Origin of the sequence: Citrobacter sp. Cf116, from assembly GCF_030336505.1 — a bacterium.
Taxonomy (GTDB): Bacteria; Pseudomonadota; Gammaproteobacteria; order Enterobacterales; family Enterobacteriaceae; genus Citrobacter; species Citrobacter freundii.
This window is the reverse complement of the sequence record NZ_JAOWEQ010000024.1, coordinates 203,973-229,273: the sequence shown is the minus strand read 5'-3', so window position 1 is coordinate 229,273 and position 25,301 is coordinate 203,973. Positions and strand designations below refer to the sequence as shown.

The window sequence follows — 25,301 nt, the reverse complement described above, 5'->3', positions numbered from 1 at the left end:
CCGGGCATTAATCAGACCACTAATAGATCAGGCGTGTGCCTCGGTATAGACGCTACGCTGCGGCTGACGAATAGTGGTAGAAAGCGCCAGCGAGATAATTAACAGCGCAAAGATAACGCAGAAGGTCACATAGAATCCGCCGAACAGCGAGGCGATAATGGAACCACAAATGCTGCCGATACCGAAACCTAAGTAAATGACACCGTAGTTTTTAGCCAGGTTGTTCAAACCGAAGAACTCACTCACCAGTGACGGGAACACGGTGATGGTGCCGCCAAAGTTAAATGCCACACAGGCAATCGCCGTAAAGAAGGTCACATCATTCAACGGCGCGAACAGCAGTGCCGCCATACCCACCAGCGAAACGACCTGCCCAATGGTGATAACGCGAATACGAGAGATTTTGTCGGACAGAATCCCCAGAACCAGACGACCGGACAGGTTAGCGATAGAAATCACGGTCACCGCGTTTGCCGCCGTTGCCACATCCATATGTGCCAGACTTTGTGCGATATCTTTCGCCACGCCAATTACGTACAGCCCGCTCATACACGCCGTCAGGAACATGACCGCCAGCATCCAGTACTGCGGTTTACGCATGGACTGAGCCAGGGTGTAGTCATTCTCAACCACGCCATTTTTCGTTTTCACTTCCTGATTCGGGGCGTCTTTCATCAGCGTGGAGCCAAAGACGATCATTACCAGCACAATCGCGCCCCAGATCATGAAGGTTTTTTCCAGACCCACGGTGCTCAACAGTTGGCTATCGATGAATTTAAAACCGAGGCTGCCAAGACCGTAAGAACCGATAGCGAAGGCGGAAATCAGCCCTTTACGCTCCGGGAACCATTTTACACAGTTGGAAAGTGTTAACAGGTAGCCTGCGCCATCCGCCAGACCAACCAACACACCAGCGCTCAGCCACAGCATAATCAGGCTGTCAGAGTGGGCGGTTAAGAAGAAGCCAACACCGAGTAAAATACCGGAGGCCATGGTGACGCGTTTCACGCCAAAACGTTCCTGCAGTTTCCCGGCGACGGAAGAAGAAATTGCCAGCCCGAGGCTCAGCAGGCCAAAGGAAAAGGCAACCTGACTCACCGGCGCATCAAGCTTAGAAGAAAGCGCACCGTTAAACAGGCTCCAGGTATAAACAGAACCTAAAGCAAATTGGGTAATGATGGTGCCGATCAGTGTCAGCCAGCGGGTACGCTGATAATCAGAAGTTTTCATGGCAGTCTTCCTGCATAAACAAAATGGGAAATTCTCTGCCAACAACCATACCGAAGCGTTTTTATGAGCAGGGGAAAACGGCATGAAATGCCGCCAGGACGGAATGAAATGCCTGGAATGCGGAATGAATGACGAGACAAAAAGTCGGGTTACTGAATTTTATCGCATGAGTTAGTACACGCTATCGCTGGAGTGCGTGTGATTGTTGATCTCAACATGTAATCAAGATGTTTATGTGATGATTGTTTACGTTAAAATTTGGCGCTCACTCCCATGGTGTACATATAGTCGCTGTTGTTGGTGCTATTTTCCGCCTGCGACAGCGCCGCGTAAGCCGCCATATGCGGGTTCAACAGCATATCCGCACCGACGGTAACATCTACCCAGTTACCGTCCTGACCCGCCGCCGTCATGCGACTGAGACCCGACTGCGCCTTCCAGATATTTTCGCCAAACTGCTGGTTATAGCTGATTTGCGCCCACGGTCGCACATCACCGAACTGCGAATTGACTCGCCAGCCCAACGAGCTCACGCTGGCATGCCACAGCGGATCGTTCTGCGTTGCCGACGTCGCGCTATCGCCAAATTCGTTGTAAGTAGATGTGGTGGAACCGTCATAATGCAGCGCGGCAACCGGACCGGTTGTCACCTGCCTTGAAAGCGGGAAGTTCCAGCCCATACTCATGCCGCTGGTGGCATCCATTGGCGTCTCATCCGCCAGATTCACCACGGGCCCCGCCACGTTCTGAGTGGAACGAATACGTTCTTCCAGAATGTCGTTATAACGTGGTTGGTGATCGCTGTCCCATGTATAACGTTCAGCCGTATGCCCTGACAGCGCATCAACGATATATTCTTGTTGCCAGCCATATGCTGTATTGATGGACAGCGCACAAACTATGACGCTCGCCAGAGTTAACCTTTGGCGACCACTACTGTTTCTTATAAGCATCAACGCGACTCCAGAAAAGAGCCGAATTCGGCGATATTATTGTCATTGTGTGAAGTATTTTGGCCAGCAGGCCTTGTATTAAATATTGTCTTTTTAGCTGGCGCGTCAAGGCGGGCCGAATGAAATTTTTACGCCAGTAAAAACAGCGAGGAAGAATATGCAGCGTTGCGGATGGGTCAGTCAGGATCCACTTTACATTGCCTACCACGACAAGGAATGGGGCGTCCCCGAAACCGATGGCAAAAAGCTGTTCGAAATGATCTGCCTCGAAGGCCAGCAGGCCGGGTTATCGTGGATTACCGTACTCAAGAAACGGGAAAATTATCGCCACGCTTTCCACCATTTTGACCCAGAAAAAGTGGCAGCCATGACCGAAGAGGATGTGGAAAGGCTGGTACTGGATGCCGGCATAATTCGCCATCGCGGAAAAATTCAGGCCATTATCGGCAACGCTCGCGCCTTTCTGACGATGGCACAAAACGGAGAGTCGTTTAGCGAGTTCGTCTGGTCATTTGTTGATAACCAACCGCAAGTGACCCGCGCCGCCAACCTGAGCGATATTCCCACCTCCACGCCTGCGTCAGACGCGCTGTCTAAGGCGTTAAAAAAACGCGGATTTAAGTTTGTCGGCACCACCATTTGTTACTCCTTTATGCAGGCATGCGGCCTGGTCAACGATCATGTCACCAGCTGCATCTGTTATCCGGGAGAACAACATGATTCGTGAATCAAAGGCTGAAGATCTACCGGCGATTCTAACGCTGTGGATGGAAAGCACAATCCATGCCCATCCGTTTATCGAAGAGCGCTACTGGCGCGAAAGTGAATCCGTGGTGCGGGATGTTTATCTGCCAGCCGCGCAAACCTGGGTGTGGGAAGAAGAAGGCGAGCTCAAAGGTTTTGTCAGCGTCATTGATGACCGCTTCCTCGGCGCGCTGTTTGTCGCGCCTGCAGCCATCAGAAGCGGGATCGGCAAAGCGCTGGTGCAGCATGTGCAGCAGCGCTTTTCGTTACTCAGCCTGGAGGTCTACCAGAAGAATCAATCAGCGGTGAACTTCTACCATGCGCTGGGTTTTCGCATTGAAGACGGCGCATGGCAGGAAGAGACTCACCATCCCACGTGGATTATGGGCTGGCAGGCGGATCAAACGCCGTAAGCGTCAACGTGGGTCCGCTGTATTTTTCGAGCCACGCCAGCGCGGTGTTGCCCGCGCAGCCATTCCCCAGCTTCGAGCTGGGGAGATCTTTGGTCAGCACGTTGACGGCGCCATTTTTACAAATACCGTCAGCTGTCGGCTCCAAATCCGGCCAGGCGCCTTCATGAATACAGATGACGCCAGGTTTGATGCCCTCCGTCACCACCGCGCCCGCCAGAACTTGACCACGCTGGTTCCACACCCTGACCGTATCGCCATCCGCAATGCCGCGCGCGTGGGCATCCTGCGGATGAATCGTTACCGGCTCACGATCCGCTACCGCGTACTGCTCACGTAGCGCACTGTAGTTAAGCTGACTATGCAAACGGTGCGCCGGATGGGCGGAAAGCAGCTGTAGCTGGTCCGGTTCGGCATTACCGAACCACTCATCCGGCTCCAGCCACATCGGGTGCCCCGCACAGTCCGCGTAGCCGTAACCAGCAATCCTCGCGGAGTAGATTTCAATTTTTCCGCTGTCCGTTTTCAGCGGATGAGCCTGCGGGTCGCGGCGAAAATCCGCAAAACGGATAAACTGCGCGCTGGCGGCATTTTCCGGCATTTCGATCAGGGCGTTGCGCTGCCAAAACTCGGCGAAAGGCGGCAATGTCACCTGCTGACTGGCCCCACGTTGCCCGGCAATATTGTAAAACGTCTCCAGCCATTCCAGCTCGCTTTTGCCTTCGGTGAATCGCTCGTAACCGCCCTCTTCCCAGCGTTCACTCAGCTCAGCAAAAACATCATAATCATTTCGCGCTTCGTCCTGCGGCGGCACAACCTGCTTCATCGGCACCAGGTGCTGGTTGCTGTAGTCGCCGGTCATGGTCAAATCATTGCGCTCAAAGGAGGTGGTCGCTGGCAGTACGATATCGGCATGCTTCGCTGCGGCGGTCCAGAAACACTCCGAGATAACCACCAGCTGCGGTTTTTGCCAGGCGCGAATTAAACGGTTAGTGTCCTGATGATGGGTGAAGTTAGCGCCACCAGCCCACCACAACATGCGGATGTCCGGGAAATGGCGGTCCATGCCGTTGTGCTGGTAAAAACCACCGGGATTTTCCAGCGCTTCAACAATTCGCGCCACCGGGATTTTATCTACCGCGTCGGTACCGCCTTTAACGCTGCCCTGCATTGAAGCCAGCACCGCAGCCCGGCGCGTTGGATTGCCGCCGTTGGCAAAATGGTACGACAGCCCAAAACCGCCGCCTGGCGTCCCGATTTGCCCGAGCATGGCGGCCAGGGTGACGATCATCCAGTGTTTCTGCTCACCATACTGTTGGCGCTGCATCCCCCATCCGGCCATCAGCATAGTGGTATTTTGGTGAAATATCGCCGCAAGTTCGCGTATTTTTGTTGCGGGTATACCGCAAATCTTCGCAGCCCACTCTGCCGTTTTCACAACATCATCAGATTTACCCAGCAGATAGTTTGCAAAACGGTCATAGCCGGTGGTACACCGGGCGAGAAAATCCTCGTCATGCCAGCCGTTTTCCACCAGCGTATGCGCGATGCCCAGCATCAGCGCCACGTCGGTCCCCATATGCGGGGCAATCCATTCCATCTTTTCGCCAAAGAATTCGACGCTTTCCGATCGCATCGGATCGATACAGATCAACCGTTTACCGCTGTCGCGCAAAGCCTCAAAGTAAGCAAGCCCCTGCTCATCGGACGCGTTCCAGGCAATCTTCAGTGTATTCAGCGGATTAGCGCTCCATAACACCACCACCTCGCTGTTCTCAAGCACCACAGGCCAGCTGGTTTGCTGCTGGTAAACTTCGTTACCGCCCACCACGTACGGCATGATCGCCTGAGCAGCCCCCGTCGAATAATCCCCCAGATGCCCGGTATAACCGCCTGCCAGCGCCATATAACGCTGTAGCAGAGTTGCCGCTTTGTGTAACACGCCATTAGATCGCCAGCCGTAGGAACCGGCAAAAATCGAGGCCGGGCCGTAGCTGTCACGGATACGTTTATGCTGCGTATGGATAAGATTCAGCGCATCGTCCCAACTGACGCGAACAAATTCATCCTGCCCACGCACGCCCTGGGGATTCTCCGGCGAGGCGAGAAAGCCTTTACGCACCATTGGAAAACGTACCCGCGTTTTACTGTGAACCTGGTCGCGCACCACGGTTTGCAAAGAGTTGGGATGGGAAGTGGGCAGCGCGCCACGCGAGGAGAAAACCGTCTCACCATCGGTGTCGACGAGAATTGGTCCCCAGTGGGCGGCGGTTAACACCGAGTAATGTGCGGGTGAATTAGCCAAGATGGCGCTCCTGAATGCGATGTGACGGCTTATTTATTATGCCGTTCAATGTTACTTACAAATTTCAGAGTCTTCCCTGGAATTTTCTTCATGTTCACACGTCATAATCAACCGCCACGGTCGCTGTGGCAAAGAAGAAAAAGTCATTAAGGAATTAAGATGAAGAAACGTGTTTTTGTTATTGCTGCCATCGTGAGCGGCGCCCTGGCGGTTTCTGGCTGCACAACAAACCCTTACACCGGCGAACGCGAAGCGGGTAAATCCGGCATTGGCGCGGGTATTGGCTCTCTGGTCGGCGCGGGCATTGGCGCACTCTCTTCTTCGAAGAAAGATCGCGGTAAAGGCGCACTGATTGGCGCGGCGGCGGGTGCGGCCGTTGGTGGTGGTATCGGCTATTACATGGATGTGCAGGAAGCAAAACTGCGCGAAAAAATGCAGGGAACGGGCGTCAGCGTGACGCGTAGTGGCGATAACATCATTCTGAATATGCCGAATAACGTCACCTTCGACAGCAGCAGCGCCAACCTGAAACCTGCTGGTGCCAACACTCTGACCGGCGTGGCAATGGTACTGAAAGAGTACAATAAAACCGCCGTCAACGTGCTGGGCTTCACCGACAGCACCGGCAGCCAGGATCTGAATATGCGTCTGTCTCAACAACGCGCGGACTCCGTGGCCAGCGCCTTGATCACGCAAGGGGTTGCCGCTAATCGTATCCGCACTCAGGGCATGGGTCCGTCAAATCCGATCGCCAGCAACAGCACGGCGGAAGGTAAAGCGCAGAACCGTCGCGTAGAGATTACGTTGAGTCCTGTGCAGTAATCGTTGAGCCGGGTGGCGGCTTCGCCTTACCCGGCCTACGTTCGACATGTAGGCCCGGTAAGCGCAGCGCCACCCGGCAAATTACTTGCTTCGTCAGATTTTCCCGCTAAGGTATTCACACGAAATTCAGGGAAATCAGCGATGAGCAAATCAACACGGGCAACCATCAGCGATGTGGCGAAAGCCGCAAAAACCGGCAAGACCAGCATTTCACGCTATCTCAACGGTGAAAAGCACCTGCTTTCCGACGCGCTACTGGCCCGCATTGAACAAGCCATTGCCGATCTCGACTACCGTCCCAGCCTGATGGCAAGAGGCCTTAAACACGGTCGTACCCGCCTGATTGGCCTGATCATCGCCGATATTACCAATCCCTACTCCGTCAACGTGTTGAGCGGCATTGAAGCTGCCTGTCGTGATAAAGGCTTTACCCCGCTGGTGTGTAACACCAACAACGAAGTGGATCAGGAACTGCATTATCTTGACCTGCTGCGCAGCTACCAGGTCGAAGGGATTGTGGTCAACGCCGTCGGGATGCGCGAAGAGGGGCTAAATCGGCTGCAGCAGTCTGCGCTGCCGATGGTGCTGATTGACCGTAAAATTCCCGATTTCGCCTGTGATATGGTCGGGCTGGATAACACCCAGGCGGCAACGGTTGCCACGGAACATCTGGTCGAACAAGGTTTTGAAGCCATCCTGTTCCTCAGCGAACCACTCGGCATGGTGAATACCCGCCGCGAGCGCCTGAGCGCTTTTCGCGCCACCCTCGCACAGTACCCCGGCGTTATCGCGCAAAATGCCGAAGTCCCGCTCACGGACAATACGCAACTGGACGACACCCTGCGCCAGTTCCACCAGCAGCACCGGGGAATGCGCAAAGCCGTTATCTCAGCCAATGGCGCTCTCACACTGCAGGTTGCCCGCGCCCTGAAACGCATTGGCCTTAACTGGGGCAGCGATATCGGCCTGCTCGGTTTTGACGAACTGGAATGGGCCGAACTGGCGGGCGTTGGTATTACCACGTTGAAACAACCTACCTGGCAGATTGGCTACACCGCCGTTGAGCAGGTTGTACGCCGGATCGATGGCGGCTCTGCTGCCATTCAGGAACAGGTCTTCTCCGGCGAACTGATCGTTCGCGGCTCTACCGCCCGTTAAATTTCCTTCGTGATGGTGATCATAAATTCAACATCATAAGCTTTTCTTTGGAACCGGTTCCATCTAGCGTTATAGCAAGAACGCTAGTCTGGAGTTTCCATGAAAAGAAAAATTATGGTGGTCACCGCCGCTTACGGCCACGACCAGGTACGGGCCGCTGGCGGGCAAACGGCAATGCTGCCCATTATCGCTGAAGCCGGTGCTGACGGCGTCGAAATCCGCCGCGAATTGCTGACCGACGCCGAGCTGCACACGCTGTCTACGGTGGCATCTGCTATCGAAATCTTCGGCCTGCTGGCCTGTTACTCAGCGCCTGAGCCGTTGTTCCTTGAGGACGGTAGCCTCAATCCCCGACTTCCTGCGCTACTTGAAGAAGCACAGGCCCTGCAGGCGCTGTGGCTAAAAGTCTCCCTCGGTCATTTCTCCCATACCGAACAGTTCAACGTGTTACGCGAATGGCTGGACAACAGCGGAATGGAACTGGTTGTCGAAAACGATCAGACCGCCTGCGGACGCCTGAAGCCGATGCAGCGCTTTAACGAAGCCTGCCAGACGCAAAATCTGCCGATATCTCTGACCTTCGATATGGGCAACTGGCTATGGGTGGGCGACTCCCCGAAACAGGCGGCGCAGAAACTGGCGTCAACCGTTGGGTATATCCATGTCAAAGCCGCCGTTGCACATCGCGACAGCTACCGTGCCGTACCGCCTGATGCAGCCGATCCGCGCTGGCTGACGCTGTTGAAAACGCTGCCGGGCGATGTTCCACGCGGCATTGAGTTTCCCCTGGAAGGGCTGGATTTGGCGGCGGTTACCCGCCGTTACGTCGAGTTGTTACGCGAGGAGTAACGCATGAAAAATTCACTGGATGTGGTAACGATTGGTGAAGCGATGGCGATGTTTGTCGCCACGCAAACCGGCGAACTGGCGGATGTGGAGCAGTTTATCAAGCGCGTTGCTGGCGCTGAACTCAATGTGGCGACCGGTCTTGCCCGGCTGGGCCTGAAGGTCGGTTGGGTAAGCCGTGTAGGCAACGACAGTTTTGGCCGTTTTATCGTTAAGTCGCTGGAAAAAGAAGGGATTGATGCGCAGGGAGTCACCCAGGACGGGCGTTACGTTACTGGCTTTCAGCTTAAATCTAAGGTCGAAAATGGAACCGATCCCATTGTGGAATATTTCCGCAAAGGTTCCGCTGCCAGCCACCTCAGCATTGAGGATTATCACGAAGCCTACTTCACCAGCGCGCGCCACCTACACCTGAGCGGCGTAGCGGCGGCACTTTCTGCCAGCTCTTATGAACTGTTAGCCCATACCGCCCGCACACTGAAAGCACAAGGGAAGACCATCTCGTTCGACCCGAATTTACGCCCTGTGCTGTGGAAAAGCGAAGCCGAGATGGTGGAAAAACTGAACCGTTTGGCATTCCAGGCCGACTGGGTTTTGCCTGGATTAAAAGAGGGCATGATTTTAACCGGTCAGGAGACGCCTGAAGCCATCGCCAACTTTTATCTGCGCCACGGGGTGAAGGCCGTGATCATCAAAACCGGGGCTGATGGCGCCTGGTACAAAACCGCCGGCGGTGAACAAGGCTGCGTTGCACCGGTAAAAGTCGACAACGTGGTTGATACGGTCGGCGCAGGTGATGGTTTTGCCGTGGGCGTTATTAGCGCCCTGCTGGAAGGCCGCTCGCTGCATCAGGCTGTGACCCGCGGCAATAAAATTGGCGCACTGGCCATTCAGGTTCAGGGCGACAGCGAAGGATTACCCACACGTGAACAATTAGGGGAATAAATTCCCGGCCAACTCTGTCTCTGTACCCTACATTCAGAGGCGGCGTATCAGTATAACCAGAGGGCAGTCTATGAATAGCTCAACTAATGCAGCAAAACGCTGGTGGTACATCATGCCAATCGTGTTTATCACGTATAGCCTGGCGTACCTTGACCGCGCGAACTTCAGCTTCGCCTCCGCCGCAGGTATCAACGAGGACCTCGGCATTACCAAAGGGATCTCTTCCCTGCTGGGCGCGCTGTTTTTCCTCGGCTACTTCTTCTTTCAGATCCCGGGCGCAATTTACGCCGAACGCCGCAGCGTACGAAAACTGATTTTTGTCTGTCTGATCCTCTGGGGTGCCTGTGCGTCGTTAACCGGCATGGTCAGCAATATTCCAATGCTTGCCGCCATCCGCTTTATTCTTGGCGTCGTTGAAGCCGCGGTCATGCCCGCAATGCTGATTTATATCAGTAACTGGTTTACGAAGTCCGAGCGTTCGCGCGCAAACACTTTCCTGATCCTCGGTAACCCGGTTACCGTCCTGTGGATGTCCGTGGTTTCCGGGTATCTGATCCAGGCGCTGGGCTGGCGGGAAATGTTCATCATCGAGGGCTTCCCGGCCATCATCTGGGCGTTCTGCTGGTGGGTGCTGGTAAAAGACAAACCGTCTCAGGTCGGTTGGCTGTCAGAATCTGAAAAAGCCGCCCTTCAGGCACAACTGGAAAAAGAGCAGCAAGGCATCAAAGCTGTGCGTAACTATAGCGAAGCCTTCCGCTCACGTAACGTCATCCTGCTGTGTATGCAGTATTTCACCTGGAGTATTGGCGTCTATGGTTTTGTCCTGTGGCTGCCGTCGATTATCCGCAACGGCGGTGCAAATCTGGGGATGGTTGAGGTTGGCTGGCTGTCATCCGTACCTTATCTGGCGGCGACGGCGGCGATGATCCTCGTTTCCTGGGCCTCCGATAAACTGCAAAATCGTAAGCTGTTTGTCTGGCCACTGTTACTGATAGCTGCTTTCGCTTTTATCGGCTCCTGGGCCGTGGGCGCAGACCACTTCTGGATTTCTTACACGCTGTTGGTTATTGCGGGTGCGGCAATGTATGCCCCTTATGGTCCTTTCTTTGCCATCATTCCTGAAATGCTGCCGCGTAACGTTGCCGGGGGTGCAATGGCGCTGATTAACAGTATGGGCGCGCTAGGCTCATTCTTTGGTTCATGGTTTGTCGGCTACCTCAATGGCGCTACCGGCAGCCCGTCCGCCTCGTACATTTTTATGGGGGTAGCGCTTTTTGTCTCAGTATGGCTAACTCTCATTGTGAGGCCGAGTCCTGCCATTGAACACACCGTCGACACTGTGGCAGAACCGCGTAATCAAGGCGGAGGGCGCTGGGCATAGTGAACTATGCCCAAGCCAGACAACGAAGAGTTCGTGGTTCTGACGCGTGTCCCGAAGGGCTGGGGCTATTTTTGCCCATTGCGGCGTTACTCCCAGCTCGTTTGGTTCACCAAACTTCTCTGCTCGTGCCTTGCACTGGGCAAAAATAACCGCCAGCGACGTGCGTGTGCAACGGCAGGACTCGGCCTGAGCCTGCTAATAATCAACAGCTACCTATTGGCGCACGCCACGCTTAAATTTTAACTTACGGAGATTCGCATGAAGCCGTCCATTATTCTCTATAAAGCGTTACCTGACGATTTACTGCATCGCCTGGAAGAGCATTTTACTGTGACTCAGGTGCCTAACCTGCGCCCGGAAACGGTCGCACAGCACGCTGAGGCTTTTGCCAATGCGGAAGGTCTGCTGGGCTCCAGTGAAGCCGTCAATACCGCTCTACTGGAGAAAATGCCGAAACTGCGTGCGACCTCCACGATTTCCGTCGGCTATGACAACTTCGACGTCGATGCCCTTAACGCGCGTAAGGTGCTGTTGATGCACACGCCAACCGTACTGACAGAAACCGTCGCCGATACGGTGATGGCGCTGGTGTTAAGCACCGCTCGCCGCGTGGTAGAAGTGGCTGAACGGGTGAAGGTCGGTGAATGGACCAAAAGTATCGGGCCGGACTGGTTCGGTACGGATGTGCACCACAAAACGCTGGGGATTGTCGGCATGGGCCGCATTGGGCTGGCGCTGGCACAACGTGCGCATTTCGGCTTTAGCATGCCGATTCTCTATAATGCGCGCCGTCATCATCAGGAAGCAGAAGAACGCTTCAATGCGCGCTACTGCGACCTCGATACGCTGTTACAAGAATCCGATTTTGTCTGCCTGATCCTGCCGTTAACCGACGAAACGCATCATCTGTTCAGCACCGAACAGTTTGCCAAAATGAAGTCTTCCGCCATTTTCATTAACGCCGGACGTGGGCCGGTGGTCGATGAAAAAGCACTGATTGCCGCCCTGCAAAACGGCGAAATTCATGCCGCTGGCCTGGATGTGTTTGAGCAGGAGCCATTACCGGCAGACTCACCGCTGCTGTCGCTGCCAAACGTGGTTGCTGTGCCGCACATTGGTTCAGCCACGCACGAAACGCGCTATAACATGGCGGCCTGTGCAGTGGATAACTTAATCGATGCGCTGCAAGGACGCGTTGAGAAGAACTGCGTAAACCCGCAGGTCGCGCGATAAACAAAAGGCCGGGTAGCGCTTACGCTCACCCGGCCCTTCATATCTTACAGCGGCTTAATTACTGAGCGGCATTCACCGCAGCAGTCCAGGCCTGGTTAAATGCTTGATGTTGAGCAGCCAACGGGCCAATCAGCGTGTTGTACTGACTTGCCTGCTGTGACGTTGGGAACTGGATACCGTTGGCGACAAAGCTCACCTGCGTATCCTGCTGCGCCACAAAATCACCAACCTGCACTAACTGCTGCGTGAAGATTTGCGCTGCAGGGATCAGCGGCTGTAACGCCTCTGCAGGTACAGTAACGACTTTATTGTAAACCTGGTCAAAGACCGGCTTCAGATCTTCGCCCTGCTTCAGCGCGCCATGCGCAGCATCTGCCTGTAGTTTCGCATTCTGCAACTGTTGCCCTAATACACCTAGCGCACCATTTGCCTGACGCAGCGGCTCACGCTGAGTCACATAATCCTGAGGAACACGAATCGCATTTACGCTATCAACCACCGGACGCAGACCGGAGTCCATCGCCTGATTAACCTGCTGCGAATAGCCATACAGAATCGCGTAATCGGACACAAACGGGCCAAACTGTTTTTTCTGATCGGCGGTCAGCGTTGGTAAACGCTCTCCGCTACGCATTGCAGTATTCTGCAGAAAATCGATAAACGCTTTGCGTTGATCGCCTTCTTTATCAAAACACCCACTCAGGCCAACTACCATTAAGAGCGCCAAAACAGGCGCAAACCAGCGAGAGCAGGACTTACCTGTCGCCATTTTAATACTCCTTTCACCCAAAAATGCGCACAACGACACCCGCGTGCCTGACGTTAACAAGGATAGTCCAGGTCAGCCCCGCAAGATACCCTTTCCGCATAATCTTGTGGGGGAAAATAACCGTTCCCACCACCGTTCGTTTTGCTAAACAATGCTGCATTTACTACTCGGCGTCATATTTTAGTCATCTTTACAATCGGAATCGATCGTTCGGAGATCCCGACCTTTATCAGTTTGTTAGCCAGTAACAGATTGTCACCTGCGATCTGCTGAAACGAATCCATCTCTCAAACCCCGAATCCGACTTCATTTTTTGCGACTACTCTTAATGAGCTTCGAAGAAATTCACGATCCCGCTGTGTGATTTGTAGGAGTTCTCAATGGAATACAAAGATCCTATGTTTGAACTGCTGAGCAGTCTGGAGCAGATTGTTTTTAAAGATGTATCGCAGACGGTCACTCTGACGCAAAAAACCAACCCTTTCACCGAATTTGAACAGTTACGACGAGGGACAGGTTTAAAAACAGATGATTTTGCCCGAGTAATGGGCGTGACAGTCGCGATGGTTCATGAATGGGAGTCTAAACGCGTAAAGCCTTCCACTACCGAATTGAAGTTAATGCGCCTGATCCAGGCAGATCCAAGATTAAGTAAGCAACTGATGGATTGAACTATTTTTCAATTTTGCTTAAGAACGGTCCTGTAACGGGGCCGTTCCCTTACGAAGGTTATCCACAAAAAAGAAAATAGTAGTTGCATCCACATGCGTAAAATGAGTTAATGCCCTCAACGGTTTGACGTACAGACCATTACAGCAGTTAGTAAGGCAAGTCCCTTCAAGAGTTATCGTTGATACCCTTCGTAGTGAGCATTTCCTTTACTGTTAAAAAATCTGTAAAGCACGCCATATCGCCGAAAGGCACACTTATTTTTTAAAAGGTAATACACTATGTCCGGTAAAATGACTGGTATCGTAAAATGGTTCAACGCTGACAAAGGTTTCGGCTTCATCACTCCTGACGATGGCTCTAAAGACGTGTTCGTACACTTCTCTGCTATCCAGAACGATGGCTACAAATCTCTGGACGAAGGTCAGAAAGTTTCCTTCACCATCGAAAGCGGCGCTAAAGGCCCGGCAGCTGGCAACGTAACCAGCCTGTAAGCTTAAAAAGCTCAAGATTCTGAATCCCTGCCAAACGGCGGGGATTTTTTTATCTGTACTTCTTAAAACACCTCGCCCACACGCGTCTTTGCATTACTTTACCCGCCGCCCCTTTGACCTTTCCCTAAGGGCAAGCTTTATAGTGAGCCAGTCTGTATTCCACAACGTTCACAAGGAATTGAAGCTATGTCGAAATCCTCATTACTGCTGGTTTTAGGTTTACTCACCACCGGTAGCGCGTTCGCCGCAACCCCTGAAGCCACTTTTTTGGCGGAACACGGGCTCAGCGGAAAATCCGTCGAGCAAATCGTCGAGGCCATTGACCAGTCTCCACAGAGCCGCCCACTGCCCTACTCGGCATCCGTCACCAGCACTGAACTGAAGCTCTCTTCAGGCGATCAGATCTATACCCTGCCGCTCGGTGACAAGTTCTATCTGTCATTTGCCCCTTATGAATGGCAAACACATCCTTGCTTCAACCACAGCCTTTCCGGTTGCCAGGGCGAAATGCCGGAGAAGACATTCAATGTCAAAGTGACGGATAACAAGGGTGATGTAGTGCTACAAAAAGAGATGAAGAGCGGTCGAAATGGCTTCGTCGGGGTTTGGCTACCGCGCAATATGGCAGGCACCATCGCAGTAAGCTACAACGGCAAAAAAGCGGAGTATCCCATTAAGACCATGGAAGACAGCCAGACCTGTCTGACTAAATTACAGCTGCGCTAACAACATAAAAAAATGCCGGATGGCGCAATGCTTATCCGGCCTACTGGTGTTTATCTCGTAGGCCGGATAAGGCGAAGCCGCCATCCGGCATTTTCTAAGTCAGCTCAGGACCGTTACTGCAGCAGCGAAATATCCGCCACGCGCAGGAACAGTTCGCGCAGTTTTTCGAGCATGGAGAGACGGTTGATACGCAGATCTTTATCTTCTACGTTGACCATCACTTTCTCGAAGAACGCATCAACTGGCTCACGCAGTTCCGCTAACTCAACCAGCGCTTCCTGGTAATGGCCAGCGGCGAAAACTGGCTCCAGCTTATCGCGCAGCACCACAACCTGCATCGCCAGCGCAATTTCTTCCGGCTCTTTCAGCGTTGCCGCATTCACACGGTCATTCAGCGTTTCTTCAGACTTCGCCAGGATGTTCGATACACGTTTGTTCGCGGCAGCCAGCGCGGACGCGGCCTCCAGTGTACGGAAGTGCGAAACCGCCTTCATACGTGCGTCGAAATCAGCCGGACGAGTCGGACGACGCGCCAGCACGGCCTGAATGGTATCGACGGTATAACCTTCGTCCTGATACCAGGCGCGGAAGCGACCAAGCATAAAGTCGATAACGTCATCCACCACGTTGGCGTTGGTCAGCTTGTCGCCATACAGACGAACAGCCTCTTCCGTCAGCGTTTGCAGATCCAGATTCAGGTTCTTCTCAACGATGATACGCAGCACGCCCAGAGCAGCACGACGCAGCGCAAACGGGTCTTTGTCGCCTTTCGGATGCTGACCAATACCGAAGATACCCGCCAGGGTGTCCATCTTGTCAGCAATCGCCACGGCACAAGCCACCGGGTTAGACGGCAGGTCATCACCGGCAAAACGCGGCTGATACTGCTCGTTCAGCGCCACAGCGACATCTTCCGCTTCGCCATCGTGACGCGCGTAGTGCATTCCCATCACGCCCTGGGTGTCGGTGAACTCGAAGACCATGTTGGTCATCAGGTCGCACTTGGACAGCAGGCCAGCGCGGGTTGCGTGGTTAACGTCAGCGCCAATTTGACCAGCAATCCAGCCCGCCAGCGCCTGGATACGGTCAGTCTTATCGCGCAGCGTACCCAGTTGCTGTTGGAACAGCACGGTTTGCAGACGCGGCAGATGGTCTTCCAGGCGTTTTTTACGGTCGGTATTGAAGAAGAACTCAGCATCCGCAAGACGCGGACGAACAACCTTCTCGTTACCGGAGATAATCTGGGTCGGATCTTTCGATTCAATGTTGGCAACGAAGATAAAGTTCGGCAGCAATTTGCCGTCGTTCGCATAAACCGGGAAGTACTTCTGGTCACCTTTCATGGTGTGTACCAGCGCTTCAGACGGAACAGCGAGGAATTTCTCTTCGAATTTCGCGGTAAGCACTACCGGCCATTCTACCAGCGAGGTGACTTCTTCCAGCAGGCTTTCGCTCAGGTCAGCGTTACCGCCAATCTTACGCGCCGCTTCTTCAGCATCGGCTTTAATTTTCGCTTTACGCTCAGCGTAATCCGCAATGACTTTGCCGCGCTCACGCAGGATTTCCGGATACTGATCGGCAGAATCGATAGTGAATTCCGGCTCGCCCATAAAGCGGTGTCCACGGATCACACGATCGGACTGAATGCCCAGAATCGTTGCCGGAATAACTTTGTCGCCCAGCAGCAGAGTCACGGTGTGAACCGGACGCACGAAGTGAACGTCAGACGCGCCCCAGCGCATCAGTTTCGGGATCGGCAGCTTCGCCAGCGTAGTGGCAATCATGTTTGGCAGCAGCGTTTCAGCGCTTTCGCCTTTCACATGCGCGCGATACAGCAGCCATTCGCCTTTGTCGGTAGTCAGACGCTCAGCCTGATCAACCGTGATGCCGCAGCCACGTGCCCAACCTTCTGCCGCTTTGCTCGGTTTGCCTTCAGCGTCAAACGCCTGGGCAATGGCCGGACCACGTTTTTCAACTTCACGATCGGGTTGAGATTCCGCCAGATTCGCGACTTTCAGCGCCAGGCGACGCGGTGCAGCAAACCACTCAACGTTGCCGTGCGCGATGCCAGCGTTGTCCAGCTCCGCGGTAAAGTTTGCAGCAAAGGACTCAGCCAGGCTGCGCAGTGCTTTTGGTGGCAGCTCTTCAGTGCCGATTTCCACCAGAAAAGTTTTCTCAGACATGGCCGCCTCTTATTTGTCTTTGTTGCACATCGGGAAGCCAAGGGCTTCACGGGAAGCGTAGTAAGCTTCTGCCACTGCTTTGGTCAGGGTGCGAATGCGCAGGATATAGCGCTGACGCTCGGTGACGGAGATGGCTTTACGCGCATCCAGCAGGTTGAAGCTATGGGCGGCTTTCAGAATACGTTCATACGCAGGCAGCGGCAGCGGATTTTCCAGCGCCAGCAGCTGCTGCGCTTCTTTCTCGTACTGCTCGAAGCAGGTGAACAGGAAGTCCACGTCGGCGTATTCAAAGTTGTAGGTGGATTGCTCCACTTCGTTCTGATGGAACACGTCACCGTAAGTGGTTTTACCCAGCGGGCCGTCGCTCCAGACCAGGTCGTAAACGCTGTCTACGCCCTGAATGTACATGGCCAGACGTTCCAGACCGTAGGTAATTTCCCCGGTTACTGGTTTACATTCCAGACCACCAACCTGCTGGAAGTAGGTGAACTGAGTCACTTCCATGCCGTTCAGCCACACTTCCCAACCCAGACCCCAGGCACCCAGCGTCGGGTTTTCCCAGTTATCTTCCACGAAACGAATATCGTGAATGGTCGGGTCCATACCCAGCTCTTTCAGAGAACCCAGGTACAGCTCCTGAATGTTGTCCGGTGACGGCTTAATCACTACCTGGAACTGATAGTAGTGCTGTAAGCGGTTCGGGTTTTCGCCATAGCGGCCATCGGTCGGACGACGGGAAGGCTGCACATAAGCAGTCGCCATCGGTTCCGGCCCCAGCGCACGCAGGCAGGTCATTGGGTGAGATGTTCCCGCGCCGACTTCCATGTCCAATGGTTGAACAATGGTGCAGCCCTGGCGAGCCCAGTAATCCTGTAAGGTCAGGATCAAGCCCTGGAAGGTCCTGGTATCAAACTTTTGCATATTATTTCGTGCTGGATACGTGTGGATTTAAAGGAAGCGATCAGTATACCCGCTGGCTGCAAGATATACAGTACGAAACGGGAAAAAGGGGGAACTTAGCGCATGGAAAGGTGCAAAAACTGCCCATCTGCATCAAAAGAACAGACAAAACTCTCTTTACGGAAGGTAGAACCACGCATCTCATAGCTGCCCTGGAATTGCTCCAGGCCGGAGATATCAATTTTCTGCGCGCCAGTGTTGTAGCGTTGCGCCGCCTCATTTTTGCACAATGACTCCATATCCAGCGAACGTGTGGCACTGACCTTAACCTTTTGCGCTTTCTGCGCGGGTGCAGACGGTTGTGTGTCAGCGCACGCTACCAGCAAAAGGGTAGCGATTGTGGGAAAGAAATACTTCATCATCATTTTATTACCGCCTGGTTTGCTGGTCAGTCTTATTATTAGTGTCTGGAAACAGATCCTATTTTGAGAATCTCATCAGACCATCTCAAGCTTTAGCGTAAGAACTCGGATTATTCCAGTGAGCTACGTTCGCAAAATATCGGTCAGACTTTTTTTAATGGACACAGAGGAACTGATGCAGCCCAAAATTTTCTGGATTGATAACCTGCGCGGGATAGCCTGTTTAATGGTCGTGATGATCCACACCACGACCTGGTACATCACCAATGCGCAAAGCGTCAGCCCGATGAATTGGGATCTGGCTAACGTGCTCAATTCAGCCTCTCGCGTCAGCGTCCCGCTGTTCTTTATGATTTCGGGTTATCTGTTTTTTGGCGAGCGTAGCGCCAAACCGCGCCATTTCCTGCGCATCACGCTCTGCATTCTGTTTTACAGCAGCGTGGCGCTGGCCTATATCCTGCTGTTTACCTCGATCAACGCTGAGCTGTCGCTGAAGAACCTGCTGCAAAAGCCGGTGTTCTATCATCTGTGGTTTTTCTTCGCGATCGCCGTCATCTACCTGGTTTCTCCGCTGATACAGGTGAAAAATATCAGCGGCAAGATGCTGCTGGCGTTGATGGTGGTGATAGGCGTGATTGCCAATCCCAATACCGTCTCGCAAAAAATTGGCGGTTTTGAATGGCTACCCATTAACCTGTACATCAGCGGCGACACCTTCTATTACATCCTGTACGGCATGCTGGGCCGGGCGATTGGCATGATGGATACGCAAAAGCGCGCGCTCAGCTGGCTCTGTGCGGCGTTATTCATTACCGCAGTATTTATTATTTCTCGTGGCACATTGCATGAACTGCGCTGGCGAGGCAATTTTGCCGACACCTGGTACCTCTACTGCGGCCCTGCGGTATTTATTTGCGCCGTCTCACTCCTGACGCTGGTCAAAAATACGCTCAGCACACGTACTCTGCCGCTACTGGGCCTTATTTCTCGCCATTCATTGGGCATTTATGGTTTTCATGCGCTGATCATTCACGCACTACGAACCAACGGAATTGAACTCAAAAACTGGCCACCGCTGGATATGCTGTGGATTTTCAGCGCCACGCTGGCAGGCAGTTTACTGTTGTCCATACTGTTGCAGCGCATCGATACGCGCAGGCTGGTGAGTTAATCCCCCATATTTTGCAGACGTAGCAACAAAACTTGCCCCAGTAAACATATGATGAATGCCACCGGATACAGCCCTTTTTCGAGGGGCGATAACGGGGCGTTCCAGACGCCCACCAGCAGCAACCCTATCGTGATGAGTGTGACCATTTGACATACAGAGGCGAAGCGATCGTCGCTCTGATCGAGATTTTCAGCACGCTGATAAACATATGTCACAAACATTCCCGTCATCAGCACGCCGAAAAAATAGCCTTTGCCACTCAATAACGGGCATGCCCGCCATAAGCCAATACTGTAAGTCAGTATGCCTGAGAGAAATAACATCCATGGCAACAGCCTTGTCGTCTTCATTGGGATCTCCTTATCCATCATGGATACAATATGAATAACCCGCTAAAGACAACACAGAAAAATGGCACTACGCCGGACTTTCAGAATAAATCCATGCGTACTAACTATTTATTGGATTGAAATATACATTTGATAAATCCCCTCTGTTTACCAGAGGGGAACGAGGATCAGGACATCAGCGGTTGCAACTGCTGGTAGATTCGGCGGAAGGTTTCCCGACGTTGTTGGTAAAGCGCGTGGCGCCCGGCGTCAGGATAATGCGCTTGTTCCAGCGTAAGCTGAGGCAGAAGGTCTGATAAAGGCCGCTGCGGATTCATGGCAATTTGCGCCAGTCGCGCTGCACCAAGTGCAGGGCCGACATCACCGCCGGTACGATAATCCAGCTGCAATCCGCTGATGTCAGATAGCATCTGACGCCAGTATTCACTGCGCGCCCCGCCGCCAATCAACGTAATGCTGGCGGGCTGCACGCCGCAGGCATGTACCACGTCCATACCGTCAGCCAGTGCAAACCCCACACCTTCCAGCACCGCCTGCGCCAGTTCTGCCGGACCATGCTGATGCGTCAGACCGAAAAATACGCCCTTGGCCTGCGGATTGTTATGCGGCGTACGTTCACCGGAAAGATAAGGTAAAAACCAGACCGGCTCCGCGAGTTCATCAGCCTGTTGCGCAGCGTCAATCAATGCAGGAACGCTCGCCAGTCCGGTTAATTTTGCCGCCCAGTCCAGACACGATGCCGCACTTAACATCACAGACATCAGATGCCATCGCTCAGGCAAAGCATGGCAAAAACTGTGAACCGCACTTTCCGGTTTGCTAAGGAAACCATCACTCACTGCAAAATAGACACCGGACGTCCCCAGCGAAAGCATCGCCTGACCGGCATTCATCATGCCTACGCCAACCGCCCCCGCCGCGTTATCACCACCTCCGGCAACAACCGCAATCTCCTGCATTCCCCAGGCTTTAGCGACGTCTGGCAACAAGGTTCCGGTAATCTCGCTGCCTTCATAGAGCGCAGGCATATGTGCGCGAGTCAGTTTACAGGCAGTCAGCATGACATCGCTCCAGTCACGCTTCGCGACATCCAGCCACATTGTCCCTGCCGCATCAGACATATCGCTGGCAAAATCACCGGTCATGCGCAAACGCAGGTAATCTTTCGGCAGCAGGACTTTATCAATCTGGTTGAAAATCTCCGGCTCGTGGCGTTGCACCCACAGCAGTTTTGGCGCGGTAAAGCCAGGCATCATCAGGTTGCCGGTGATCGCACGAGACTGTGGAACCTGATTCTCCAGCATCACGCACTCTTCACCACAGCGACCATCGTTCCACAGAATAGCCGGACGCAATACCTTCTGTTGCTCATCCAGTAGCGTCGCGCCGTGCATCTGTCCGGCAATCCCCAACGCTTTCACCTCGCGAAGCGAATGCTGCTGGCCCAATGCTTTCACAGCCCGATCCGTTGCCGACCACCACTGCTCAGGGTCTTGTTCAGACCATAACGGATGCGGGCGCGAGACGGTGAGTTTCTCCGTGTGCGAAGCGACCACATCCCCCTGCTCGTTGAGCAGGATGGCCTTTACGCCTGATGTGCCAAGATCTATCCCGATATACATAAGGCATCGTTCCTTAAAGACAGGCCCGGTAGCGCGAGCTAACCGGGCTTACGGACGTTCTCAGAAACCCGTTATTTGTCGAACAAATAATGGTTCACCAGATTTTCCAGCAATTCCTGATGACCGCTCTGGTGCACCGGCGCCAGGTTATGTTGTTCAGCGTACTGCGCAATTTCCGTCAGCGTCATCTGCCCTTTCAGAATTTGCTGGCCCAGCTCACCATTCCAACCGGCATAACGTTTTGCCACGCGCTGATCCAGACCACCGTCTTCAATCATACGGGCCGCAATTTTCAACGACAGTGCCATGGTATCCATCGCGCCAATATGACCATAGAACAGATCATATTTATCGGTACTCTGACGACGCACTTTGGCATCGAAGTTCAGACCACCGGTGGTGAAACCGCCCGCTTTCAGGATTTCGTACATCACCAGCGCGTTCTCTTCTACGCTGTTCGGGAACTGATCCGTGTCCCAGCCCAGTTGCGCGTCACCACGGTTGGCATCGACAGAGCCAAACAGACCCAGCGCGATAGCGGTGGCGATTTCGTGATGGAACGAGTGGCCAGCCAGCGTGGCATGGTTAGCTTCAATATTCAGTTTGATCTCTTTTTCCAGACCGAACTGCTTGAGGAAGCCGTAGACGGTCGCCGCATCGTAGTCGTACTGGTGCTTGGTCGGTTCCTGCGGTTTCGGCTCGATAAGCAAAGTGCCCTGGAAACCGGTTTTGTGTTTGTGTTCCACCACCAACTGCATGAAGCGACCAATTTGCTCACGTTCCTGACGCAGATCGGTATTCAGCAGCGTCTCATAGCCTTCACGACCACCCCACAGAACGTAGTTTTCACCGCCTAACTTGTGCGTGGCATCCATGGCCGTAACCACCTGCGTGGCGGCCCAGCTGAACACTTCTGGATCCGGGTTTGTTGCCGCACCCGCGCCGTAGCGTGGGTTGGTAAAGCAGTTTGCTGTTCCCCACAGCAGCTTCACGCCGCTCTGTTCCTGTTTTGCCGCCAGCACATCAACCATCTGCGCAAAGTTGTTTTTGTACTCTTTCAGTGAAGCCCCTTCAGGCGAGACATCCACATCATGGAAGCAGTAGTAAGGCACGTTCAGCTTGTGGAAGAACTCAAATGCCACGTCCGCTTTGCGTTTCGCCAGCGCCAGTGCTTCACCAGGCTGCTGCCACGGACGATCGAAAGCGCCCATACCGAACATATCCGCACCGTTCCAGCAGAAGGTATGCCAGTAGCAGGCAGCAAAACGCAGATGATCTTCCATACGTTTGCCCAACACGATTTCGTCAGGATTGTAATGGCGAAATGCGAGCGGGTTGGTGGATTGAGTACCTTCAAAACGAACACGATCAAGTTGGTCAAAATAAGCCGGCATAATAAGCTCCATAATCAGGTAATACGGTAAGTAAACTGCGATATGGCTATACTGGAATTTCCTGATTTATTGCTCAATTACGTTATTTCACACCGCTATTAAGAGAATACCCAAACGTGCGCTGGCTCCCAAAAAAACGCGCTGAAAAACGAAATAAAAAAGCGATCGCGATCGAAGGTTAGCCATTAAACAAAAAACCGTAATGCGCAGATGAAAAATGACAATTGTCATCCCGCTGACAGTATGTAAATTTTGCCTGGCCTCAGGCAATCAGGAAATTTGTCACGCTTCATCAAGCAGTCGTACCGGCGGTTTTGCTAGTATCGACAGGCCCACGTTAACCTTTCCAGGACAGGTTCTTATGTTTGATAAACGTCACCGCATCACTCTGTTATTTAATGCCAATAAAGCCTATGACCGTCAGGTGGTAGAAGGAGTGGGTGAATATTTACAGGCATCGCAATCCGAGTGGGATATATTCATTGAGGAAGATTTCCGCGCCCGTATCGATAATATTAAAGACTGGTTAGGCGATGGCGTTATTGCCGATTATGACGATGATGACATTGCGCAATTACTTGCCGATGTCGATGTTCCGATCATCGGCGTTGGGGGTTCCTACCATCGGGAGCAAGATTACCCCCCGGTACATTACATTGCTACCGACAACCACGCGCTGGTAGAAAGCGCTTTTCTGCATCTGAAAGAGAAAGGGGTTAACCGTTTTGCGTTTTACGGCCTGCCTTCCTCAAGCGGTAAATGCTGGGCCGCAGAACGTGAATATGCCTTTTGCCAGTTGGTGGCTAAAGAAAAGTACCGCGGCGTCGTCTACCAGGGGCTGGAAACTGCGCCGGAAAACTGGCAGCACGCGCAAAATCGTCTGGCAGACTGGCTCCAAACGTTGCCGCCGCAAACCGGCATTATCGCGGTCACCGACGCGCGGGCACGACACGTCCTGCAAGTCTGCGAGCACCTACATATTCCGGTACCGGAAAAGCTATGCGTGATAGGAATAGATAACGAAGAACTGACCCGTTACTTATCACGGGTAGCGCTGTCATCCGTGGCTCAGGGAGCCCGGCAGATGGGCTACCAGGCCGCAAAACTCCTGCACCGCTTGCTGGCGAATGAGGCGCTGCCGCTGCAACGCATTCTGGTTCCTCCGGTGCGCGTGGTTGAGCGGCGCTCAACCGATTACCGCTCCTTGACCGATCCTGCCGTTATTCAGGCGATGCACTTTATCCGCAATCATGCCTGCAAAGGGATTAAGGTTGAGCAAGTTCTTGATTCAGTAGGGATTTCACGTTCAAATCTGGAGAAGCGTTTTAAAGAAGAGGTCGGAGAGACTATCCACGCCGTGATTCATGCCGAAAAGCTGGAAAAAGCGCGCAGTCTGTTGATTTCTACCACGCTTTCAATCAACGAAATTTCACAGATGTGTGGCTATCCGTCTCTGCAGTATTTCTATTCGGTCTTCAAGAAAGAGTACGACACGACGCCAAAAGAGTATCGCGATGTGAACAGCGAAGTGTTGCTGTGAGGATTATTGCCGGATACGGCGAAGCCGCCATCCGGCACACAGAATTACATATGCGCGGCGATTAAACGCTGGTTATCCTGATACATTGCGAACAGATAGTTGTTGTAGCTCTGTCCTTTAGTGGAATAACCCTTCAGCTTATGGATCATCGCGGTAGCGGTGACTTCCTGATCGGCTTTACGCAACTGCGCACGTGATTTACGGAAAGAAGAGTAAGCCGGGTGCGTGTTCAGGTTGATGACGTAAGCATTCACCGACTCTTTCACCGATTCAAACTGTGAGTAGCCTTTCACCTTACCTGGGGAATTGTTACAACGACCTTTGCCACATTTCATGCCAAACAGGTTGTTATTGCTACGCGCCAGCTTCGACGTACCCCAGCCGCTTTCGGCCGCAGCCATGGTTGCCACCATACTGGTCGGGATAATGTCTACGCGCTCAAGCAGCGTATTCCACGGAATTTTACGCGTGTTGCCAGACCAACTCACCTTGTAGCGCTTCGCGATGTCTTTCATACGCGTACGCTCAGTCGGTGACCAGCGGTTCTGGTACTGTTTTGAAATCAGCCAGTTACGGTCCGCAGTAATGGCAGCATTTTGACTGGTAATATAAGGCATAACCGTCCGGAGAAACGCTTTTTTCCTTGGTGTTCCGGAAGGGTATTTTCGCAAATCAGGAAGTGAACTACTCTTTGCACTATTGCGAGAATACTCTTGTTTACTGCTAACCTGTTTATTACTTGCCTTGGTTATCTGGGGCTTGTGACTCGTTGTCGCCGTGTGTGTCTTTGCCAGCACCTCACCCGAAAATGCAATGGTGAGTAACATAAGAATCATTGCCCCATATCGTCGAATGGGAGTCAATATCATTAGGTCTCCTGGTCGGATTTATACATTCCAACACCTTATATTTTTCACAAAAATGAGAGATGAATCTCAAATCATATCAAAAATAGCCGTCAAGAGCACCCAAAGGAATAGTCCAATTCTGAAACTATGTCACGCATTAACGGTTCAGGGTGCCATTAATTCGAA

At 53.1% G+C, this 25,301-nt stretch carries 24 protein-coding genes; 13 read left to right on the top strand and 11 right to left on the bottom strand.

All coding sequences use genetic code 11. The features are described 5' to 3' along the window. Nucleotides 1–27 precede the first annotated feature (27 nt). The gene (locus OGV74_RS02310) at nt 28–1,230 is read right to left on the bottom strand and encodes an L-lactate MFS transporter (protein WP_003024301.1); all 1,203 of its coding nucleotides are present in this window, start codon (nt 1,228–1,230) and stop codon (nt 28–30) included. 251 nt (nt 1,231–1,481) lie between these two features. Next, nucleotides 1,482–2,183 (bottom strand): autotransporter outer membrane beta-barrel domain-containing protein, encoded by a 702-nt coding sequence (locus OGV74_RS02305; RefSeq protein WP_003024299.1) that lies wholly within the window; start codon nt 2,181–2,183, stop codon nt 1,482–1,484. 157 nt (nt 2,184–2,340) lie between these two features. Here OGV74_RS02305 and tag point away from each other — a divergent pair, with 157 nt between their 5' ends. Both tag and OGV74_RS02295 read left to right on the top strand, forming a co-directional pair. Then, nucleotides 2,341–2,910, top strand: a complete 570-nt coding sequence (gene tag, locus OGV74_RS02300) for a DNA-3-methyladenine glycosylase I (RefSeq protein WP_003846107.1) — start codon at nt 2,341–2,343, stop codon at nt 2,908–2,910. Continuing rightward, nucleotides 2,900–3,340 (top strand): N-acetyltransferase, encoded by a 441-nt coding sequence (locus tag OGV74_RS02295; RefSeq protein WP_016151144.1) that lies wholly within the window; start codon nt 2,900–2,902, stop codon nt 3,338–3,340. The genes tag and OGV74_RS02295 overlap by 11 nt, the downstream gene beginning before the upstream one ends. Here OGV74_RS02295 and OGV74_RS02290 read toward each other — a convergent pair. Then, on the bottom strand, nt 3,309–5,642 hold the full coding sequence (locus OGV74_RS02290; protein WP_086504662.1) for a molybdopterin guanine dinucleotide-containing S/N-oxide reductase: 2,334 nt from the start codon (nt 5,640–5,642) through the stop codon (nt 3,309–3,311). The genes OGV74_RS02295 and OGV74_RS02290 overlap by 32 nt on opposite strands. Nucleotides 5,643–5,801: 159 nt before the next feature. Here OGV74_RS02290 and OGV74_RS02285 point away from each other — a divergent pair, with 159 nt between their 5' ends. The 6 genes from OGV74_RS02285 to ghrB all read left to right on the top strand — a co-directional run bounded on the left by OGV74_RS02285 (nt 5,802) and on the right by ghrB (nt 12,027). After that, entirely contained in the window at nt 5,802–6,464 is a 663-nt protein-coding gene (locus tag OGV74_RS02285; protein ID WP_003024287.1) for an OmpA family lipoprotein, read from the top strand. A gap of 141 nt (nt 6,465–6,605) precedes the next feature. Then, a complete protein-coding gene (locus tag OGV74_RS02280; protein WP_005133828.1) occupies nt 6,606–7,622 on the top strand; it encodes a LacI family DNA-binding transcriptional regulator in 1,017 nt (338 codons plus the stop codon). Nucleotides 7,623–7,721: 99 nt separating this feature from the next. After that, complete coding sequence (locus OGV74_RS02275; RefSeq protein ID WP_086504663.1) at nt 7,722–8,471, top strand: sugar phosphate isomerase/epimerase family protein; 750 nt, start codon at nt 7,722–7,724, stop codon at nt 8,469–8,471. 3 nt (nt 8,472–8,474) lie between these two features. Further along, nucleotides 8,475–9,413, top strand: coding sequence for a sugar kinase (locus tag OGV74_RS02270; protein WP_086504664.1), 939 nt, complete (start codon nt 8,475–8,477; stop codon nt 9,411–9,413). Between the two features lie 70 nt (nt 9,414–9,483). After that, on the top strand, nt 9,484–10,794 hold the full coding sequence (locus OGV74_RS02265; RefSeq protein WP_032939182.1) for an MFS transporter: 1,311 nt from the start codon (nt 9,484–9,486) through the stop codon (nt 10,792–10,794). A 258-nt stretch (nt 10,795–11,052) separates the two neighbouring features. Beyond that, on the top strand, nt 11,053–12,027 hold the full coding sequence (gene ghrB / locus OGV74_RS02260; protein ID WP_003024278.1) for a glyoxylate/hydroxypyruvate reductase GhrB: 975 nt from the start codon (nt 11,053–11,055) through the stop codon (nt 12,025–12,027). A 58-nt stretch (nt 12,028–12,085) separates the two neighbouring features. On the opposite strand, the gene OGV74_RS02255 is transcribed toward ghrB, so the two are convergent. Next, nucleotides 12,086–12,796: a DUF3053 domain-containing protein gene (locus tag OGV74_RS02255; protein ID WP_003024276.1), complete on the bottom strand. Its 711-nt coding sequence runs from the start codon at nt 12,794–12,796 to the stop codon at nt 12,086–12,088. A 380-nt stretch (nt 12,797–13,176) separates the two neighbouring features. Here OGV74_RS02255 and OGV74_RS02250 point away from each other — a divergent pair, with 380 nt between their 5' ends. The 3 genes from OGV74_RS02250 to cueP all read left to right on the top strand — a co-directional run bounded on the left by OGV74_RS02250 (nt 13,177) and on the right by cueP (nt 14,685). Next, nucleotides 13,177–13,467: an HTH-type transcriptional regulator gene (locus OGV74_RS02250; RefSeq protein WP_003024273.1), complete on the top strand. Its 291-nt coding sequence runs from the start codon at nt 13,177–13,179 to the stop codon at nt 13,465–13,467. 279 nt (nt 13,468–13,746) lie between these two features. Beyond that, nucleotides 13,747–13,959, top strand: coding sequence for a transcription antiterminator/RNA stability regulator CspE (gene cspE / locus OGV74_RS02245; RefSeq protein WP_000014594.1), 213 nt, complete (start codon nt 13,747–13,749; stop codon nt 13,957–13,959). Nucleotides 13,960–14,145: 186 nt separating this feature from the next. Next, nucleotides 14,146–14,685 carry a copper-binding periplasmic metallochaperone CueP gene (cueP, locus tag OGV74_RS02240; protein ID WP_003024269.1) on the top strand — a complete coding sequence of 180 codons (540 nt, stop codon included), beginning with the start codon at nt 14,146–14,148 and terminating at the stop codon, nt 14,683–14,685. A gap of 113 nt (nt 14,686–14,798) precedes the next feature. On the opposite strand, the gene glyS is transcribed toward cueP, so the two are convergent. From glyS to OGV74_RS02225, 3 genes are all read right to left on the bottom strand, one after another. After that, nucleotides 14,799–16,868 carry a glycine--tRNA ligase subunit beta gene (glyS, locus tag OGV74_RS02235; protein ID WP_086504665.1) on the bottom strand — a complete coding sequence of 690 codons (2,070 nt, stop codon included), beginning with the start codon at nt 16,866–16,868 and terminating at the stop codon, nt 14,799–14,801. 9 nt (nt 16,869–16,877) lie between these two features. Next, the gene (glyQ, locus tag OGV74_RS02230) at nt 16,878–17,789 is read right to left on the bottom strand and encodes a glycine--tRNA ligase subunit alpha (RefSeq protein ID WP_001168551.1); all 912 of its coding nucleotides are present in this window, start codon (nt 17,787–17,789) and stop codon (nt 16,878–16,880) included. A 95-nt stretch (nt 17,790–17,884) separates the two neighbouring features. Next, nucleotides 17,885–18,193, bottom strand: coding sequence for a YsaB family lipoprotein (locus tag OGV74_RS02225; RefSeq protein ID WP_003024259.1), 309 nt, complete (start codon nt 18,191–18,193; stop codon nt 17,885–17,887). Nucleotides 18,194–18,365: 172 nt separating this feature from the next. Between OGV74_RS02225 and OGV74_RS02220 the strand changes: the two genes are divergently transcribed. Continuing rightward, on the top strand, nt 18,366–19,361 hold the full coding sequence (locus tag OGV74_RS02220; protein WP_048233797.1) for an acyltransferase: 996 nt from the start codon (nt 18,366–18,368) through the stop codon (nt 19,359–19,361). Here OGV74_RS02220 and yiaB read toward each other — a convergent pair. The 3 genes from yiaB to xylA all read right to left on the bottom strand — a co-directional run bounded on the left by yiaB (nt 19,358) and on the right by xylA (nt 22,727). Then, the gene (yiaB, locus tag OGV74_RS02215) at nt 19,358–19,711 is read right to left on the bottom strand and encodes an inner membrane protein YiaB (RefSeq protein ID WP_046671004.1); all 354 of its coding nucleotides are present in this window, start codon (nt 19,709–19,711) and stop codon (nt 19,358–19,360) included. The genes OGV74_RS02220 and yiaB overlap by 4 nt on opposite strands. 167 nt (nt 19,712–19,878) lie before the next feature. Next, on the bottom strand, nt 19,879–21,333 hold the full coding sequence (gene xylB / locus OGV74_RS02210; protein ID WP_071696667.1) for a xylulokinase: 1,455 nt from the start codon (nt 21,331–21,333) through the stop codon (nt 19,879–19,881). Between the two features lie 71 nt (nt 21,334–21,404). Then, complete coding sequence (gene xylA, locus OGV74_RS02205; protein WP_003024252.1) at nt 21,405–22,727, bottom strand: xylose isomerase; 1,323 nt, start codon at nt 22,725–22,727, stop codon at nt 21,405–21,407. 361 nt (nt 22,728–23,088) lie between these two features. On the opposite strand from xylA, the gene xylR reads away from it, so the two are divergent. Then, nucleotides 23,089–24,267 carry a D-xylose utilization transcriptional activator XylR gene (gene xylR / locus OGV74_RS02200; RefSeq protein ID WP_286520238.1) on the top strand — a complete coding sequence of 393 codons (1,179 nt, stop codon included), beginning with the start codon at nt 23,089–23,091 and terminating at the stop codon, nt 24,265–24,267. A gap of 44 nt (nt 24,268–24,311) precedes the next feature. Here xylR and OGV74_RS02195 read toward each other — a convergent pair whose 3' ends face one another. Then, nucleotides 24,312–25,136, bottom strand: coding sequence for a protein bax (locus OGV74_RS02195; RefSeq protein ID WP_086504666.1), 825 nt, complete (start codon nt 25,134–25,136; stop codon nt 24,312–24,314). Nucleotides 25,137–25,301: the final 165 nt, after the last annotated feature.